Source organism: Imbroritus primus, assembly GCF_964332355.1.
GTDB classification, from domain to species: domain Bacteria; phylum Pseudomonadota; class Gammaproteobacteria; order Burkholderiales; family Burkholderiaceae; genus Imbroritus; species Imbroritus primus.
This window is the reverse complement of sequence record NZ_OZ201293.1, coordinates 1252314-1268268: the sequence shown is the minus strand read 5'-3', so window position 1 is coordinate 1268268 and position 15955 is coordinate 1252314. Positions and strand designations below refer to the sequence as shown.

The window sequence follows — 15955 nt, the reverse complement described above, 5'->3', positions numbered from 1 at the left end:
AATTTCAATTCAGTGTGGCCGTCGCCAGTTTGGCGCCAAAGCCGATAAACAGTGTGCCGACCCCGCCTCCGAGGCCCGCGGACAGCGCGCGGCGGCGGCGGAAATGGTCCGCCAGGCGTGCGCCGAGAAAAATCACGACCGTCAGGTAGGTCGCGCTGACCAGTTCGCACGCCACTCCGAGGATGGCAAACGACAGGACCGGATGCGCATAGGCCGGGTCGACGAACTGGATGAAGAACGACACGAAAAACAGGATCGCCTTCGGATTCAGCAGGCTGACCAGCAGCGCCTTGCGGAACGGCTGCAGCAAGTCCTCGCGTTGCGGGGGGGCTTCCACCGGGGTCAGCACACCGCGTTCGCGCCAGTTACGCCACGCGCCACGCAGCATCTGCAGGCCGATCCAGGCCAGGTACGCCGCACCGATGTACTTCACCACGTAGAACAGCTCGGGGCTCGTCTTGAGCAGCGAAGCCACGCCGCCCGCCGACAGCAGCATCAGGATCGCATCGCCGAGAAACACCCCGCACGCGCCACGATACCCTGCCGCCACACCGCGTTGCGCCGCCACACTGAGCACGTACAGCGAATTCGGGCCCGGCAGTAGCACGATGACAATCGTGCCCAGCAGAAAGGTCCAGAAATCGGTGATGCCGAACGTGCTCATCAGGGCATTCATTGCAGTTCTCCGTGAATCAGGCGCGCCGTCTCGCGGCGTGCCTTACTTCCGCACCTCCGCCATCATCGCAGTGAAGCGGTCGAACAGGTAGGCAATGTCGTGCGGACCAGGCGAGGCTTCCGGGTGGCCCTGGAAGCTGAACGCCGGGCGGTCGGTACGGACCATGCCCTGCAGCGTGCCGTCGAACAGCGACACATGCGTGGCGCGCAGGTTGGCAGGCAGGCTATCGGTATCGACGGCAAAGCCGTGGTTCTGCGAGGTGATCACCACGCGGCCATCATCCAGGTCTTTCACCGGATGGTTGGCGCCATGGTGACCACAGGCCATCTTCACAGTCTTGGCGCCCGAGGCCAGGCCCATGATCTGGTGTCCGAGGCAGATGCCGAAGGTCGGAATCCCTTTCTCGATCAGCTCGGCCGTGGCGCGGATGGCGTAGTCGCACGGCTCCGGATCGCCAGGGCCGTTCGACAGGAAGATGCCGTCCGGATTGAGCGCCAGCGCGTCGGCGGCCGTGGCCTGTGCCGGCAGCACGGTGACCTTGCAGCCGCGCTCGGCCAGCATGCGCAGGATGTTGAACTTCACGCCGTAGTCATAGGCCACCACGTGGAAACGCGGCTCCGTCAGCGTGCGGTAGCCCGGTGCGCCGTCACCCTTGTCGAGCGCCCATTCGCGCTGCGTCCATTCGTACGGCTCGGTCACCGACACGACCTTGGCGAGATCCATGCCCGCCAGGCCAGGGAACGAACGGGCCAGGTCGATGGCCTTCTGGACATTGTCCTCGCCGGAGAGAATGCAGCCGTTCTGCGCACCTTTCTCGCGCAGCAGGCGTGTCAGCTTGCGGGTATCGATGCCGGCAATGGCCACCACTTTCTCCTGCTTGAGATAGTGGGCCAGCGTGTGTTCCTTGCGGAAATTGGAGGCCAGGATCGGCAGGTCGCGGATGATCAGGCCGGCGGCATGGACTTTGGTGGCTTCGATGTCCTCGCCATTCACGCCGACATTCCCGATGTGCGGGTAGGTCAGGGTCACGATCTGGCGGGAATAGCTCGGGTCGGTCAGGATTTCCTGATACCCGGTCAGTGCGGTGTTGAACACCACTTCGCCGATCGTATGACCGGACGCACCGATGGAATAGCCACGAAAGACCGTGCCGTCTGCAAGCGCGAGAATGGCTGGGGGTAAAGACGGCAACACGGGTAGCTCCTGCATGGTTCACCCTGCTGCCGCTCCGCTCACGCCTGGAAGCCGACCTTCACATCCGCGGCAGGACAGCCGGGCGGATGACGCCGTTTTCGTGCGGCCCGCATGCACACAGAATAGGCGCAAAACAGGCAAAAATGACGAAAACCGGGTCGGCAGGCGGAAGGTAGATTGCGGTAGGCGCTAGGGTGATGGGTTTCTGAACTTAAACCTGACGATTATACCCTGAGAGCGCTTTTTCTTCAACGGCGCAGACCGATGTCCGCCCTCACCGTCCACCCTTTTGCCGCCCGTTATGTGCCGCTCAAAGCACCACGCACCTGATCCAGCGCCGTCGGGTCCTCGATGGTCGTGAGATCACCAGGATCACGCCCTTCCGCCACGGCTTGCATGGCGCGCCGCAGCAGCTTGCCCGAACGGGTCTTCGGCAACGCGTTGACGAAATAGATGCGCGCCGGCCGCGCGACTGCGCCGAGCTGGCCTTCCACCGTCTTCATCAGTTCGCCCTCAAGCGCGAGCCGGCCCTCGGTCGTGGCGACGCGCGCGGCGTCGCGCACAATGGCAAACGCGATGGCAGCCTGCCCCTTGATCTTGTCCTCGACGCCGACCACCGCCACCTCGGCCACGGCGGCATGGGAACTGAGGCTCTCTTCGATCTCGCGTGTGCCCAGCCGGTGGCCGGCGACGTTGATGACATCGTCGGTACGCCCCAGGATGTACACGTAGCCGTCCTCGTCACGCATGCCCCAGTCGAAACTCGAATACAGCTGACGGCCGGGAAATGCCGACCAGTAGGTATCGACGAAGCGCGCATCGTTGTTCCAGATGCTCGACATGCAGCCCGGCGGCAGCGGCGCAGCCAGCGTCAGCACGCCCTTCTGGCCAACTGCGCAAGGCTCGCCCGTCAGTTCGTCCAGCACGTCCAGCTTGAAGCCATAGACCGGCAGGCCTGGCGACCCGAACTTGCCGGGCAGGTCTTCCACGCCACGCGCCAGCGCCAGCATGGGCCAACCGGTTTCCGTCTGCCAGTAGTTGTCGACCACCGGCTTGCCGATGGCCTCGTGGATCCAGCGGCCGGTCGGTTCGTCGAGCGGCTCGCCAGCCAGGAACAAGGTCCGCAGCGACGACAGGTCATGGCGCTTGAGCAGCGCCGGATCCTGCTTTTTCAGCACACGGATCGCCGTGGGCGCGCTGAACATGAGATTGACCTTGTACTGCTCGACGATGCGCCACCAGACCGCGGCATCCGGACGCAGCGGCGTGCCTTCGTACATTACCGTGGCCATGCCGGCCAGCAGCGGCCCGTAGATGATGTAGCTATGTCCCACCACCCAGCCGATATCGGACGTGGTGAACATCGTATCGCCCGGCTGCCCGCCGAAGATGTGGCGCATCGATGCGGCGAGGGCAACTGCATAGCCGCCGGTATCGCGCTGCACGCCCTTGGGCTTGCCGGTGGTGCCGGAGGTATAGAGGATATACGAGGGTTCGTTGGACTCGAGCCAGACGCACGGCACATCGGCATTGGCAACCTGAACGCGGGCCCCGGCGTAGTCGACATCGCGCCCCGGCACATGCGCCATGGGCGCCAGCCCCCGGTCCACCAGGAGCACGTGCTCGGGCTGATGCGCTGCGCGCTGCAGCGCCTCGTCCAGCAAGGGCTTGTACGCTACCACCTTGCCACCGCGCGACCCCGCATCGGCGCTGACAATGAGCTTGGGTGCTGCATCGTCGATGCGCGATGCCAGGCTCACCGACGCAAACCCACCGAATACCACCGAATGAATCGCCCCGATACGCGTACAGGCCAGCATGGCGAAGGCTGCTTCGGCAATCATGGGCATGTAGATCAACACCCGATCGCCACGCTGTACGCCAAGACCCTGCATGATGGCAGCCATGCGCACCACCTCGGCATGCAGTTCCGCATACGTGTACGTACGCTCGATGCCGGTTTCGGTGGAAATGTAGATAAGCGCCGGTTGCGCTGCGCGTTCCGCAAGATGGCGATCGACCGCGTTGTGGCACAGATTGGTGCGGCCGCCGGAAAACCACCGCGTAAAAGGCGACCGGGTCGTGTCCAGAACCTCGGTCCAGGGCTCATGCCAGTCGATCAGCTTGGCCTGATCCGCCCAGAACGCTTCGGGCTGCTCGATCGAATGGCGATAGAAGTCCTCGTAACGCGGCATTGCGGGTCTCCTCCTGCCTGGTGCATGGCGCAAAGCCACACCCGGCAATTGTGTTGGGAGCGTGCCGCCCTTTGCACGTCAGTACAGGGGGCACACGCTCTGGATGAGACCGAGTGTGCGACGCAATCCTTACAGCGCTCTTACCGGCGCGATGTCTTGCTGGCGGATGCCTTGACAGGTGACGCCTTCTTCACCGCCATTTTGCCGGCACGCGCATTGTGCGGCGTCGCAACCACCTCGCGTCGTGCCGACCGTTTCTCGACCGCTTTGCCCGATCTGGATCTGGCCTCAGCCTTGGCAGTCGTGCGGGCCTTGCCGCGCGCCACAGGCTCATCGCGATCCGCCTCCGCGGCACGGCGCGCCACGGCTGAGCGTACCGGCAGCATCAACACCACGCTTTCACCGGCATCAAGCCGATTGCCCGAGAGCTTGTTCCACTGCCGCACCTGGCCGGCAGTCACGCCATAACGTTTGGCCAGGCCGGCCACGGTATCGCGCTTGCGCGCCTTCACGACCACGCGGCGCGCATCCGGCACATCCGGCTCCACAGCCATCGTGCCGCTTTCGGCGATGGTCGCGCTGATATCGCCCTGCGTGCGGTCCGACTTCGGCACCACCACCGTCGAGCCGGCCTTCAGGCGCATGCCGCGCGGAATCCGGTTGATCTCGCGGATCGTTTCCGCGTCCAGGTTCAGGCGTGCCGCCAGCGCCTCGACCCGCTCCCGGCTGTTGACCGTCACCGCCGTCCAGCTCGACAGGCCGCCCCGGAAGGTATTGAGGTTGTACTGGAAGGTCTCGGCATTGTCGTACGGCAGCAGGATCTGCGGCCGCGACGCCCCGATGATCACCGGATGGTTGAACGACGGATTAAGCGCCTTGAATTCCTCGAGCGGCAGGCCTGCCAGCTTGGCAGCCAGCGCTACATCGATGTCGCGCGACGTGGTCACGGTCACGAAGTACGGATGATCCGGAATGTCCGGCAGCACCACGCCATAGCGTTCGGGATTGGCAATGATGTTCTTCACCGCCTGCAGCTTGGGAACGTAGTACCGCGTCTCGTTCGGCATGTTGAGGCTGAGGTAGTCGCCAGGCAGGCCGCGCGACTCGTTGCGCGCAATGGCCCGTGCCACCGATCCTTCGCCCCAATTGTAGGCCGCCAGCGCCAGCTGCCAGTCGCCAAACATGCCATACAGCTTGCTCAGATAATCGAGCGCCGCGCCAGTCGATGCCAGCACATCGCGCCGCTCGTCGCGGAACATGTTCTGCTGCAGGTTGAACGATTTGCCGGTGCTGGGTATGAACTGCCACATGCCGGCGGCTTTGGCCGACGACACCGCCTGTGGATTGAAGGCGCTCTCGATGAAAGGCAGCAGTGCCAGCTCCGTCGGCATGTTGCGCCGCTCCAGCTCCTCGACGATGTGATAGAGATAGCGGCTCGAACGCCCAACCATGCGTTCCATATAGTCAGGGCGCTTGGCATACCACTGCGTACGGTCCTCGACCAGATCGGACTCCAGGTCGGGCATGGCAAAACCGCGGCGGATGCGTGACCAGATATTGGACGCCGGGGCATTCAGGTTGCTGACTTGTTCGCGGTCCAGATCCACCAACGGCGTGGCGAGATCGGGAGGAATATTCGACACCGGCCGGGTCGTTGCGGGCCGGGTGGCTTCGCGCACCGGCTCCGTGGTCGATGTGGCGCAGGCCGACAGCAACAGCGCGACTGTCAATCCTGCGAGATATTGCATGATTCGCATCAGTTCCTCGGTGGATGGATGCTAAAAATGCACTAATGTAAAAATCCCGGGCAGCCGCGTCAATCGGATTTACATTTCCACGCGCCTTCCGGAGTGATGCAGACGGCGCCCCTTCCCACGATCCGACGGTACGGCGCCATCCCGGCTCCCGCATGCCGCCACACGATAACCGTGCACCGGCATGCACGACATCAGCGGAAATGATCCTTCCAGCCGCGCAGCGCGGCGAATGCATCTGCGTCGGACCACGCACCGCTACTGACGCCGGCATGCTGCGCCACATGCCGGCGCACGCCCGGCTCACGCGAACGCAGGAACGGATTGACCGCCCGCTCATGGCCAATCGTGGTCGGCACCGTAGGCTCACCCGCTGCACGCAGCGCCGCGACCTCGGCTTCCCATTGTTGCCCCGCTTCGTTTTCCGGCTCCGCGGCGCGCGCAAAACTGACATTCGAACGCGTGTACTCATGCGCGCAGTACATTCGTGTCTCGGCAGGCAGCGCCGCCAGCTTGTCAAGCGACGCCAGCATCTGCTCCGGCGTACCTTCGAACAGCCGGCCGCATCCGCTGGCAAACATCGTGTCACCGCAGAACAGCACTGGGCCATCGACATCGCCCACATAGGCCACGTGCCCGCGCGTATGCCCGGGCACCTCGAGCACGCGCAGCGTCAGTGCTGGCATCGCCAGTTCCACGGTCTCCCCTTCCTCGACGGCACGCGTGCGATGCGGAATCTCCTCGGTGGCCGGGCCGATGACCGGCAGCGCACCGTCGAGTCCGCGCACGCGCGGCGCGTAGTCGAGCAGCTCGCCGATCCCGCCAACGTGATCGCGGTGGTGATGAGTGATTACAATAGCGCCAAGCAGCAGAGCGTTATCCTTCAGGAAACGCAGGACCGGCTCAGCATCGCCCGGGTCGACGATGGCCGCCGCATGGCCATCGTGAACCGCCCAGATATAGTTATCGTCAAACGCCTGAATCGGAACGATCTGCAAACCACACCTCCTATGCCACAACGAAGACTTTCTGACTGGGACGCCTGGCTCGCGTCGCCACCCGGGCAATACATGCTGCACTGGGAACAGGCGCAATTCGACCGCACCGTGGCAGACATCTTTGGCTACCACGCACTGCAACTTGGCATGCCCGGCATTGACGCCCTGCGCGAGAACCGCATCCCATTTGCCGCGCAGTTGCTCGACGAAAGCGCCAGTCCCAATGGTAACGCGATCTCCGGCAATGACGTGGTCGGCACTACGCGCCAGACCGTACACTGCCGCTTTGACGAACTACCGTTCGCCGCACAAAGCGTGGATCTCGTCGCCATGCCGCATGTGCTGGAATTCAGCAATGATGCGCACGAAGTACTACGCGAGGTATCACGCATCCTCATGCCCGAGGGCAAGGTAGTTCTGACCGGCTTCAATCCGTACAGCCTGTGGGGCATGCGCCAGGGGATGCGACGGCTCGGCGCGCGCCCGTTCATGCCGCGCGACGGCCAGTTCATCGGCTTCCAGCGCCTCAAGGACTGGCTCAAGCTGCTCGGCTTCGAGATCATCCGTGGACGCTTTGGCTGCTATGCCCCACCCAACCGCACCGAGCGGTGGCTGCAGCGCACCGCCTTCATGGACAAGGCCGGTGACCGGTGGTGGCCGATCTTCGGTGCAATCTATAGTATTACGGCCGTCAAGCGCGTGCGCGCCATCCGCATGGTCGGCCCGGCATTCCAGAACACTGCAGCCGGTGCGCTTGCGCCAGTGGCCGCGCCAGCCTCGCCCAGCAGCCGCCACCGCGTGCGGTCAGCAGCAGGTGATGCATGGCCGCCCACTACACTCTCTATACCTTCAACCCACAAGGACTGATGCAAGACGTAACGATTTATTCCGATGGCGCCTGCAAAGGCAATCCCGGCCCCGGCGGATGGGGAGCCGTGCTTGTCTCGGGCGATCACGAAAAGGAAATGTTCGGCGGTGAAGCTGGCACGACCAACAACCGCATGGAATTGACAGCCGTGATCGAAGCGCTGCGCGCGCTCAAGCGGCCCTGCCGCATCGCCGTGTATACCGACTCGCAGTACGTCCAGAAAGGAATCAAGGAATGGCTACCCGGATGGAAAGCGCGCGGCTGGAAAACCGCTGACAAAAAGCCCGTGAAGAACGCCGACCTGTGGCAAACCCTTGATGATCTCACCCGGCCGCACCAGATCGAATGGCACTGGGTGCGCGGACACAACGGCCATCCCGGCAACGAGCGCGCCGACGCCCTGGCCAACAAGGGTGTTGCCAGCCTGACCGGCGTGGCCTGACCTTCTCATCTTCATTGCACCGGATACCCTCATGCGACAAATCATTCTCGACACCGAAACCACCGGCCTCAATGCCGCCACCGGTGACCGCGTCATCGAAATCGGCTGCGTGGAAATGGTGAACCGCCGCCTGACCGGCCGCACCCTGCATTTCTATATCAATCCGCAACGCGAGATCGACGCCGGCGCAATCGCCGTGCACGGCATTACCAATGAGTTCCTGGCCGACAAGCCGGTATTCAGCGCCGTGGCCAACGACATCCGCGATTTCGTCCAGGACGCGGAAGCGATCATTCACAACGCGCCATTCGACTTGGGCTTTCTCGACATGGAGTTCAAGCTGCTCGGCCTGCCGCCCTTCCGCGAGCACCTCGGCGGCGTCATCGACACGCTCTACGAAGCGCGCCAGATGTTCCCGGGCAAGCGCAACTCGCTCGACGCGCTATGTGACCGCCTGGGCGTGAGCAACTCGCACCGCACGCTGCACGGCGCATTGCTGGATGCCGAGATCCTCGCCGAGGTCTACCTGGCCATGACGCGCGGCCAGAACAGCCTGGTCATCGACATGCGGGACTCCTCAAGCACGCCAGGCGATGCAGTGGACCGCATCGATTTCGCCACGCTTGATCTGATCGTACGCCGCGCCACGGACACGGAAGCAGAGGCCCATGCCCAGGTGCTGGCCGGGCTCGACAAAGCCAGCGGCGGCAAGACAGTCTGGACCGCGCCGACTGCCCAGGAGAGCAGCGCAACTGCTGATCCCGCAAATAAAGCATGAACAGGGCTTTACAAGCACATCAAGACCATGCCATAATCTTCAACTGTTCTGCATTCGGGTGGTTAGCTCAGCGGTAGAGCACTGCCTTCACACGGCAGGGGTCACAGGTTCAATCCCTGTACCACCCACCAAGCGCCCAGCAATACCGGAACGCGCAGATCATGCGACAAAGCCAGCTCACGAAGCTGGCTTTTTTGTTTTCTAGTTTTTCAGGCAATCCCGCATTCTGGCGCCACATCGCGCATCTGCTCCCGGCGCAGCGCGGAATGTCCCGCGCACTATCGTGGCTCACTCGCAGCGGGAGCAGAATCCAGTCCTTGCAAGATTTCCGGCCGGCAATAGCGATCCATCACCTCCTGGAGCCGCGGCGCGACGGCAGCGGGAAACTCCGGCATGTTCGGCAACTCACGCAACCGATCCAGCAAATGAAATGCTTCGAGCTGATTGCCTTCAGACAATGCTCGCTCGATACGGGACTCGTAGTCCGCGATGAGTGGGAGATATTTCGCAGGCATGACTACTCCAAAAACGTGGTACTGCCACCCTTGAAGTGTCGCGGCTCTTGGAGGACGCGTTGGGCTGTTCAGCCTCAAGCATGGATAAGGCAATGAAACGCGTGCCGACATTGATAACCCGGCGCACGCGCGAAGAACTAACAGAGTATTCATTGTACGTCACATGCCGCCGGATACAAGCCCTATCTGGGCAATGTGCGCCGGGCAACATACGCGCGGGAGATATTTTTCACACGCCCCAGCCAATGTGATTAGAACGGCGGACCAGCCCCCTCCTCTTCAGGGGATACAAACAGTTCATCACGCACCACTGAAAGCGCGTTCCGCTGACCTGCATCGCTGCCGGCTACTTCCACCGCCCGTGTTCGCCCGAGGTCGCCATGTATAGTCCATGTGTCTCCTCGCACCAAATACAACCCAATGCAATCGACCGCCCTCGTCCGGCAATTACGCTTCCTCAAGGAAATCGACCAACTGAAATCTATTGTCCGCCAGTCTCCCCTGCTCGATGGCAGTCGCAGGGAAAACTCCGCGGAGCACTCCTGGCATCTGGCCATATATGCGCTGCTATTACATGAATATGCTGTCGGACCGGTCGATACCAATCGCGTGATCCGCATGCTCCTGCTGCATGACATCGTCGAGATTGACGTCGGCGATATGCCGATTCACGGCGGGCATGCGCAGGAAGAACAGACGAAACGCGAACACAAGGCCGCCCTGCGGCTGTTCGGCTTGCTGCCGCAGCCGCAGGGTGCCGAACTGCTGGCACTGTGGCAGGAGTTCGAAGATGCCGAAACCGAGGATGCCAGGTTCGCCAAGGCGCTCGACCGGTTTCAGCCGCTGCTGGTGAATGTGGTCACCGGCGGCGGCACCTGGACCGAGAATGGCGTGTCGCTCGAGCAGGTGATGTCCCGTTACGGACCTGCCATCGAGCGTGGCGCGCCGGCGCTCTGGGCGGAATGCCGGCAGTGGGTGGCCGACCATTTCTCCAGGTCATGATGGGTGGTACCGCGATCCGGCTACCGTGCCTGCAGGATCTCCGTCGCCTGCCGGATCACCGGCATATCGACCATCTTGCCATCCACGGCAACCGCTGCACCCTGGCTCGACGCGACAGCCTCCATCACGCGCCGCGCCCAGTCACGCTCGGTCTCGGACCAGGCGAATCCGCGATGCACATGGGCCACCTGCCTCGGATGAATGCACAACTTGCTCCTGAATCCCAGCGTACGCCCGCGCCGCGTATCGGCCTCGATCCTTTCAGCGTCGTCAAGCACGGTCGTCACACCCTCCACGGGTGGCGCGATATTGGCAAGGCGTGAAGCCAGCACGACCTGCGCGCGGAAGAACAACAGCTCATCGCCCGCTGCTTCGGTCACCCCCAGGTCGACCTGCAGGTCGAGCGAGCCAAACATCAGGCGTACGACGCGCGGGCTGCGGGCCAGCGCCACAAGATCCTCGAAGGCCCCCGCGGTTTCCACGATGGGATACAACCCGCAAGCCTCGTGGCAGTGCGCGGCAACACGCGCCAGATGCGCCGGACGCTCGGCCTTCGGCAGCACGATGCCCGCCACGCCGGGATGGGAGGCAATGCGGATATCGTCCTCGAACCATTCAGTATCCGGACCATTGACGCGCACCAGCACAGATACCTCAGCGGTGAGCCATGCCAGCAGGCTCTCCCTGGCAGCGCACTTGTCGGCGGGCGGCACGGCATCTTCGAGATCAACGATGACGGCATCCGCGCCAGACTGCAACGCCTTGTCCAGCCGCTCGGGCCGGTTGGCGGGGACGAACAGGTAGGAACGGGGCAATGCTGCTTCGCTCATGCGGATGCTCCGGAAAACAGCCGGCCGACATGCGGATGATCGGCCAGGCGCCAGGCCCACGCGTAGAACGCCGCCATGTCAGACGCCGAGGCAGCCCCGGAAAATGCCGCAAGGCGCGACACCTTCTGCTCGATTTCCTCGCGACTGAGCGTATTGCCCGGGTCGCCCTTCGGTTCATCGACACGCCCATCCAGCACGCGGCCATCGTTGGTGTGCACGGTGACCTTGCCGATCCAACGCGCAGGGTAGGTGCGATCGACCTCTTCGTCGAGCACCATCTCGACCTTGTCGCGGAACGCCGCCACCTCGGGATGCAGGTAATCCTGCTCGAACTCGCGCACACCCGCCACGCCTTTCACGGCAATCAGCCCGAGCACGGTGCCCATCGAGAACTTGCCTTGGTGCACTGTCTGCGGCACCGTCACCGCGCCAAGCACGTCAATGGCGCCCTGGTGGACACGGGCGACCACCCGCGCAATGTCGGCATGGCGGAGATCGTGCTCGCGCATCACCGCCAGCAGCGCATCCGCCGCCGGGTGGGTATGACGGCACGACGCGTGGAACTTGAAGGAGGTTTCCGCCAGCGCCCAGCGTGTGCCAAGGCGGTCCGTCAGCTTGGCCGGATCAGCGTCCTGCGACATGCCTGCTGCCATGCCCTGCGCACCTTCGAGAATCTGGCGCGCGCCCGTGAAACCATCCGCCGCAAGATAGGCTGACAGCAAACCATCGGCCGCTGCCTTAGCGGTATGTAGCTGCTTTGAGTCCGCGGCGTCGCGCAGGAATTCCCACAGCCCGCTGGCTTGCGTACCAGCCGAACCAAAAGCATGCAGCATCTGTTCCGGTGTCAGCTGCAACAGATTGCCAACCGCGGCCGCTGCTGCCACCGTGCCGGCGGTACCGGTGGTGTGGAAGATGCGGTAATGCGAGCGCCCGAGGAATTCGCCCACGCGGATGCCGACCTCGTACCCCGCCACGGCCGCCGTCAGCAGGTCGCGGCCCGAGCGGCCGGTCGCCTGCGCCACCGACAGCACGGCAGGAAAAACCACGGCTGCCGGGTGGAACACGGAACCGTTGTGCACGTCGTCCTGCTCAATGAAATGCGACGAGGCGCCGTTGATCATCGCCGCCAGGTACGGACTCGTCGTGCGGCGCGACATGAGGATCTCGGCCGCGCCCTGCACCGTATGGCTTCCCGTAGGCTCGGGCACGGGCCCCATGGCCATGCAGAACCGTTCGATGGCAGTCACGGCACGGGCGCCCTTGCCGGCCAGCGCTGAGCCGACCCAGTCGACGAAGAGATTTTCGGCACGGCGGATCACCGGCTCGGGAATGTCCTGGAATGTCAGTGTGGCTGCAAAGCTGGCCAGGGTCTGGCTGGGGGTGGTCGTCATGATGGAATATGCTCCTGGCGTACGTCTCGAGGCCAATGTCAGATGGCGTGCCCGGCGCGCAACGTGGCAATTGCCTCTGCGCTGTAGCCGAGGCTGGCGAGAATGCTGTCGGTATGTTCGCCGAGCGCAGGCACGGGATCCATGCGCACCGGCTCGCCCGGCGCGACGCCAGGCGGCAGCAGCGCCGGCACGGTGCCGGCCGGCGTGGCGACTTCGGTCCAGCGCTGGCGGGCCGCGAGTTGCGCATGCTGCCACACATCCTGCATCTCACTCATGCGTGCGTTGGCGATATTGGCCTCTTCAAGCAGGCCGATGACCTCGGCCGAAGTCTTGTCCGCAAATGCCGCCGTGATCAGTTCGCGCAGTTCCGCCTGATGTGCCACGCGCTGGGTATTGCTGTTAAAGCGTGCATCGCTCGCGAGCGTGCCCTGGCCCAACACCGTCGTGCAGAACGCGGCCCACTCGCGCTCATTCTGCACGCCCAACAGCACTGCCTTGCCATCGCCTGCGACAAACGGACCATATGGAAAGATCGTGGCATGCGCGGCACCGGCACGCGGCGGCGGCGCAGCGCCCTCGAAGGCGTAGTACAGCGGAAAGCTCATCCACTCGGTCATACACTCGAGCATCGAGATGTCTATACGGCAACCCTGCCCGGTCTTGCCGCGCTGGATCAGCGCGCCGAGAATATTGGTATAGGCGTACATGCCGGCCGCGATATCGGCAATCGAACATCCCGACTTCACTGGCGTCTCCGGCGTACCGGTCACGGACAGGAAACCCGATTCGCTCTGGATCAGCAGGTCATAGGCCTTCTTGTCGCGATAAGGTCCGTCGCTACCGTAGCCGGAGATATCGCACACGATCAGCCGGGGATAGCGCGCGCGCAGTGCCTCATATGACAGCCCCAGGCGCGCCGCCGCGCCGGGCGCGAGGTTCTGCACCAGTACGTCGACCTCGCCCAGCAGCCTGTCGAGAATGTCGCCCGCCTCGGCATGCTTGACGTCAAGCGTGAGGCTTTCCTTGGAGCGGTTGGTCCAGACGAAATGGGATGCCAGCCCGTTGACGCGATCATCGTAGCCCCGGGCGAAATCGCCCACACCCGGCCGCTCCACCTTGATCACGCGCGCCCCCATGTCCGCCAGCTGGCGTGTACAGAATGGCGCGGCAATGGCGTGTTCGAGCGTGATGACAGTGATGCCGTCGAGCGGGCGCATGGCAATCTCCTCAGAACGAACGCGGCATGCCCAGCACGTGCTCGGCGACGTAGGACAGAATCAGGTTGGTGGAGATTGGTGCAACCTGGTACAGGCGTGTCTCGCGGAACTTGCGCTCGACATCGTACTCTGCGGCAAAGCCAAAGCCGCCGTGGAACTGCAGGCAGGCGTTAGCGGCTTCCCACGAAGCGTCAGCCGCCAGTAGCTTGGCCATGTTGGCCTCCGTGCCGCACGGTTTTTGCGCGTCGAACAGCGCGGCTGCCTTGAAGCGCATGAGGTTCGCGGCTTCGATATTGGTATAGGCGCGCGCGATGGGAAACTGCACACCTTGGTTCTGGCCGATGGGACGGCCAAACACCACGCGTTCGTTGACGTACTTGGTCACCTTGTCGATGAACCAGTAGCCATCGCCGATGCATTCGGCGGCAATCAGCGTGCGCTCGGCATTGAGGCCGTCGAGGATGTACTTGAAGCCCTTGCCTTCCTCACCGATCAGGTTTTCCGCCGGCACCTCGAGGTTATCGAAGAACAGTTCGTTGGTCTCGTGGTTGACCATGTTCAGGATCGGCTGCACCGTCATGCCGCGACCGATCGCATCGCGCAGGTCGACGATGAAGATCGACATGCCTTCCGATTTCTTCTTCACCTCGGCCAGCGGCGTGGTGCGCGCCAGCAGGATCATCAGGTCCGAATGCTGGATGCGCGAGATCCACACCTTCTGCCCATTGATCACATATTTATCGCCCTTGCGTACCGCCGTGGTCTTGATCTTGGTGGTATCGGTGCCGGTCGTCGGCTCGGTCACGCCCATAGACTGCAGGCGCAGTTCGCCGCTGGCGATCTTCGGCAGGTAGAACTGCTTCTGGGCCTCGGAGCCATGGCGCAACAGCGTGCCCATGTTGTACATCTGACCGTGGCAGGCGCCGGAGTTGCCGCCGGAACGGTTGATTTCTTCCATGATGACCGACGCCTCCGTCAGGCCCAGGCCGGAGCCGCCGTACTCCTGCGGAATCAGTGCTGCCAGCCAGCCGGCCTTGGTCAGCGCATCCACAAATTCCTCGGGATAGCCGCGGGCCTCGTCGACCTTGCGGAAGTATTCGGAGGAGAACTGGCCACATAGGTCGCGCACCGCTTCGCGGATGTCCTGGAACTGGTCGGTGGTATCGAGCGTCATGAAATTACCTTGAATCAATCAAAACAGAATGTGTTGATGGATGGCGTCAGCCGATCGTGGCGGTCGCCATCATGGTGAGCCAGCCTTCGTGATCCTGCGCCCACAGGCGCACGGTCTTGCCATCCTCATCCAGCGCGCCGCTAACGCGGAACACATGTGGCGTAAACGTCGGTCGTACCGCCTTGAAATCAAAGGTACGCACCGTGGCATCCGGCAGGTTGCGGCGCAACAGGTCCACCAGCAGCGTGGCGATCAGCGGGCCGTGCACCACCAGCCCGGGATAGCCCTCGACCTGCGTCACGTACGGCAAGTCGTAATGGATGCGATGGCCGTTGAAAGTCAAGGCCGAATAGCGGAACAGCAGCGTGGCATCGGCCACGATCTCGCGCGACCATTGCGCATCCTGAGGCGCCGGCTGCGGCTTGGGCGCGGGGTCGCCCGGCTGTGGCTGGGCGCGGTACACGATGTCGTGCTCCTCGCTCAGCAATACGCCCTCGGCATCGGCGACCTCATGGCGTACCAGCACGAAGGCCAGCGTACCGCTGCGGCCTGACTTGACCTGCACATCACCCACGGTCGACGTCCGTGTGACGGCACTGCCAAGCGCCGGCGCGCGATGGAATGCCAGCCGCCCGCCGGCCCACATGCGGCGCGGCAGGGGCACTGGCGGCAGGAAGCCGCCGCGGCTGGCGTGGCCGTCCGGGCCCAGTTCGGACTGGCGGTGCAGCGGCAGGAAGTAGAGCCAATGCCACAGCGGCGGCAAGGCATCGCCAGCGCGGGGCGCGGGATCATCCCGATCGAGCGTGGCCGCAAGGGCTGCCACCGGGGTCAGGGTAATCTGGTCGTCGTGCCGCTCGGTGCGGCCGATCCACTGTTGCAGGTGGGTGAGGTCCAGGTGGGTGGGGTCCATAAAGCAGCCAA

15 protein-coding genes and 1 tRNA gene are annotated in these 15955 nt (G+C 63.5%); 5 read left to right on the top strand and 11 right to left on the bottom strand.

Annotation, left to right across the window (positions count from 1 at the left end):
• Positions 1 to 4: 4 nt before the first annotated feature.
• The 5 genes from leuE to gloB form a co-directional block, all read right to left on the bottom strand.
• Positions 5 to 676: a leucine efflux protein LeuE gene (gene leuE, locus ACQ3C8_RS05840; protein ID WP_428852799.1), complete on the bottom strand. Its 672-nt coding sequence runs from the start codon at positions 674 to 676 to the stop codon at positions 5 to 7.
• A gap of 42 nt (positions 677 to 718) precedes the next feature.
• Complete coding sequence (gene carA, locus ACQ3C8_RS05835) at positions 719 to 1870, bottom strand: glutamine-hydrolyzing carbamoyl-phosphate synthase small subunit (RefSeq protein WP_009522406.1); 1152 nt, start codon at positions 1868 to 1870, stop codon at positions 719 to 721.
• 299 nt (positions 1871 to 2169) lie between these two features.
• A complete protein-coding gene (gene prpE / locus ACQ3C8_RS05830) occupies positions 2170 to 4065 on the bottom strand; it encodes a propionate--CoA ligase (RefSeq protein ID WP_428852798.1) in 1896 nt (631 codons plus the stop codon).
• A 140-nt stretch (positions 4066 to 4205) separates the two neighbouring features.
• Positions 4206 to 5822: a transglycosylase SLT domain-containing protein gene (locus tag ACQ3C8_RS05825; protein ID WP_428852797.1), complete on the bottom strand. Its 1617-nt coding sequence runs from the start codon at positions 5820 to 5822 to the stop codon at positions 4206 to 4208.
• A 191-nt stretch (positions 5823 to 6013) separates the two neighbouring features.
• Complete coding sequence (gloB, locus tag ACQ3C8_RS05820) at positions 6014 to 6817, bottom strand: hydroxyacylglutathione hydrolase (RefSeq protein ID WP_428852796.1); 804 nt, start codon at positions 6815 to 6817, stop codon at positions 6014 to 6016.
• 12 nt (positions 6818 to 6829) lie between these two features.
• Between gloB and ACQ3C8_RS05815 the strand changes: the two genes are divergently transcribed.
• From ACQ3C8_RS05815 to ACQ3C8_RS05800, 4 genes are all read left to right on the top strand, one after another.
• Entirely contained in the window at positions 6830 to 7684 is an 855-nt protein-coding gene (locus ACQ3C8_RS05815; RefSeq protein ID WP_428852795.1) for a class I SAM-dependent methyltransferase, read from the top strand.
• Positions 7684 to 8127, top strand: coding sequence for a ribonuclease HI (gene rnhA / locus ACQ3C8_RS05810; protein ID WP_009522400.1), 444 nt, complete (start codon positions 7684 to 7686; stop codon positions 8125 to 8127). Before ACQ3C8_RS05815 ends, rnhA begins: the two co-directional genes overlap by 1 nt.
• A gap of 31 nt (positions 8128 to 8158) precedes the next feature.
• The gene (gene dnaQ / locus ACQ3C8_RS05805) at positions 8159 to 8905 is read left to right on the top strand and encodes a DNA polymerase III subunit epsilon (RefSeq protein WP_428852794.1); all 747 of its coding nucleotides are present in this window, start codon (positions 8159 to 8161) and stop codon (positions 8903 to 8905) included.
• A gap of 56 nt (positions 8906 to 8961) precedes the next feature.
• Positions 8962 to 9036, top strand: a tRNA-Val gene (locus ACQ3C8_RS05800).
• A gap of 147 nt (positions 9037 to 9183) precedes the next feature.
• Here the strand turns inward: ACQ3C8_RS05800 and ACQ3C8_RS05795 are convergent.
• Positions 9184 to 9420, bottom strand: coding sequence for a hypothetical protein (locus ACQ3C8_RS05795; RefSeq protein WP_428852793.1), 237 nt, complete (start codon positions 9418 to 9420; stop codon positions 9184 to 9186).
• 420 nt (positions 9421 to 9840) lie between these two features.
• Here ACQ3C8_RS05795 and ACQ3C8_RS05790 point away from each other — a divergent pair, with 420 nt between their 5' ends.
• Positions 9841 to 10422 (top strand): HD domain-containing protein, encoded by a 582-nt coding sequence (locus ACQ3C8_RS05790; RefSeq protein WP_428852792.1) that lies wholly within the window; start codon positions 9841 to 9843, stop codon positions 10420 to 10422.
• 20 nt (positions 10423 to 10442) lie between these two features.
• Here ACQ3C8_RS05790 and ACQ3C8_RS05785 read toward each other — a convergent pair whose 3' ends face one another.
• From ACQ3C8_RS05785 to ACQ3C8_RS05765, 5 genes are read right to left on the bottom strand one after another with little or no spacing between them, the layout of a single operon-like run.
• Positions 10443 to 11252: an HpcH/HpaI aldolase/citrate lyase family protein gene (locus ACQ3C8_RS05785; protein WP_428852791.1), complete on the bottom strand. Its 810-nt coding sequence runs from the start codon at positions 11250 to 11252 to the stop codon at positions 10443 to 10445.
• A complete protein-coding gene (locus ACQ3C8_RS05780; protein WP_428852790.1) occupies positions 11249 to 12643 on the bottom strand; it encodes an MmgE/PrpD family protein in 1395 nt (464 codons plus the stop codon). Before ACQ3C8_RS05780 ends, ACQ3C8_RS05785 begins: the two co-directional genes overlap by 4 nt.
• Positions 12644 to 12681: 38 nt before the next feature.
• Entirely contained in the window at positions 12682 to 13860 is a 1179-nt protein-coding gene (locus tag ACQ3C8_RS05775; RefSeq protein WP_428852789.1) for a CaiB/BaiF CoA transferase family protein, read from the bottom strand.
• A 10-nt stretch (positions 13861 to 13870) separates the two neighbouring features.
• On the bottom strand, positions 13871 to 15034 hold the full coding sequence (locus ACQ3C8_RS05770; protein WP_428852788.1) for an acyl-CoA dehydrogenase family protein: 1164 nt from the start codon (positions 15032 to 15034) through the stop codon (positions 13871 to 13873).
• A gap of 46 nt (positions 15035 to 15080) precedes the next feature.
• On the bottom strand, positions 15081 to 15944 hold the full coding sequence (locus ACQ3C8_RS05765) for an FAS1-like dehydratase domain-containing protein (protein WP_428852787.1): 864 nt from the start codon (positions 15942 to 15944) through the stop codon (positions 15081 to 15083).
• Between the last annotated feature and the right edge of the window lie 11 nt (positions 15945 to 15955).

Coding starts and splice junctions, on each gene's coding strand:
- prpE (WP_428852798.1), bottom strand. CDS start 4,065: ATGCCGCGTTACGAGGACTTCTATCGCCATTCGATCGAGCAGCCCGAA.
- ACQ3C8_RS05785 (WP_428852791.1), bottom strand. CDS start 11,252: ATGAGCGAAGCAGCATTGCCCCGTTCCTACCTGTTCGTCCCCGCCAAC.
- ACQ3C8_RS05780 (WP_428852790.1), bottom strand. CDS start 12,643: ATGACGACCACCCCCAGCCAGACCCTGGCCAGCTTTGCAGCCACACTG.
- dnaQ (WP_428852794.1), top strand. CDS start 8,159: ATGCGACAAATCATTCTCGACACCGAAACCACCGGCCTCAATGCCGCC.
- ACQ3C8_RS05775 (WP_428852789.1), bottom strand. CDS start 13,860: ATGCGCCCGCTCGACGGCATCACTGTCATCACGCTCGAACACGCCATT.
- ACQ3C8_RS05770 (WP_428852788.1), bottom strand. CDS start 15,034: ATGACGCTCGATACCACCGACCAGTTCCAGGACATCCGCGAAGCGGTG.
- ACQ3C8_RS05765 (WP_428852787.1), bottom strand. CDS start 15,944: ATGGACCCCACCCACCTGGACCTCACCCACCTGCAACAGTGGATCGGC.
- ACQ3C8_RS05790 (WP_428852792.1), top strand. CDS start 9,841: ATGCAATCGACCGCCCTCGTCCGGCAATTACGCTTCCTCAAGGAAATC.
- ACQ3C8_RS05815 (WP_428852795.1), top strand. CDS start 6,830: ATGCCACAACGAAGACTTTCTGACTGGGACGCCTGGCTCGCGTCGCCA.
- leuE (WP_428852799.1), bottom strand. CDS start 676: ATGAATGCCCTGATGAGCACGTTCGGCATCACCGATTTCTGGACCTTT.
- rnhA (WP_009522400.1), top strand. CDS start 7,684: ATGCAAGACGTAACGATTTATTCCGATGGCGCCTGCAAAGGCAATCCC.
- ACQ3C8_RS05795 (WP_428852793.1), bottom strand. CDS start 9,420: ATGCCTGCGAAATATCTCCCACTCATCGCGGACTACGAGTCCCGTATC.
- ACQ3C8_RS05825 (WP_428852797.1), bottom strand. CDS start 5,822: ATGCGAATCATGCAATATCTCGCAGGATTGACAGTCGCGCTGTTGCTG.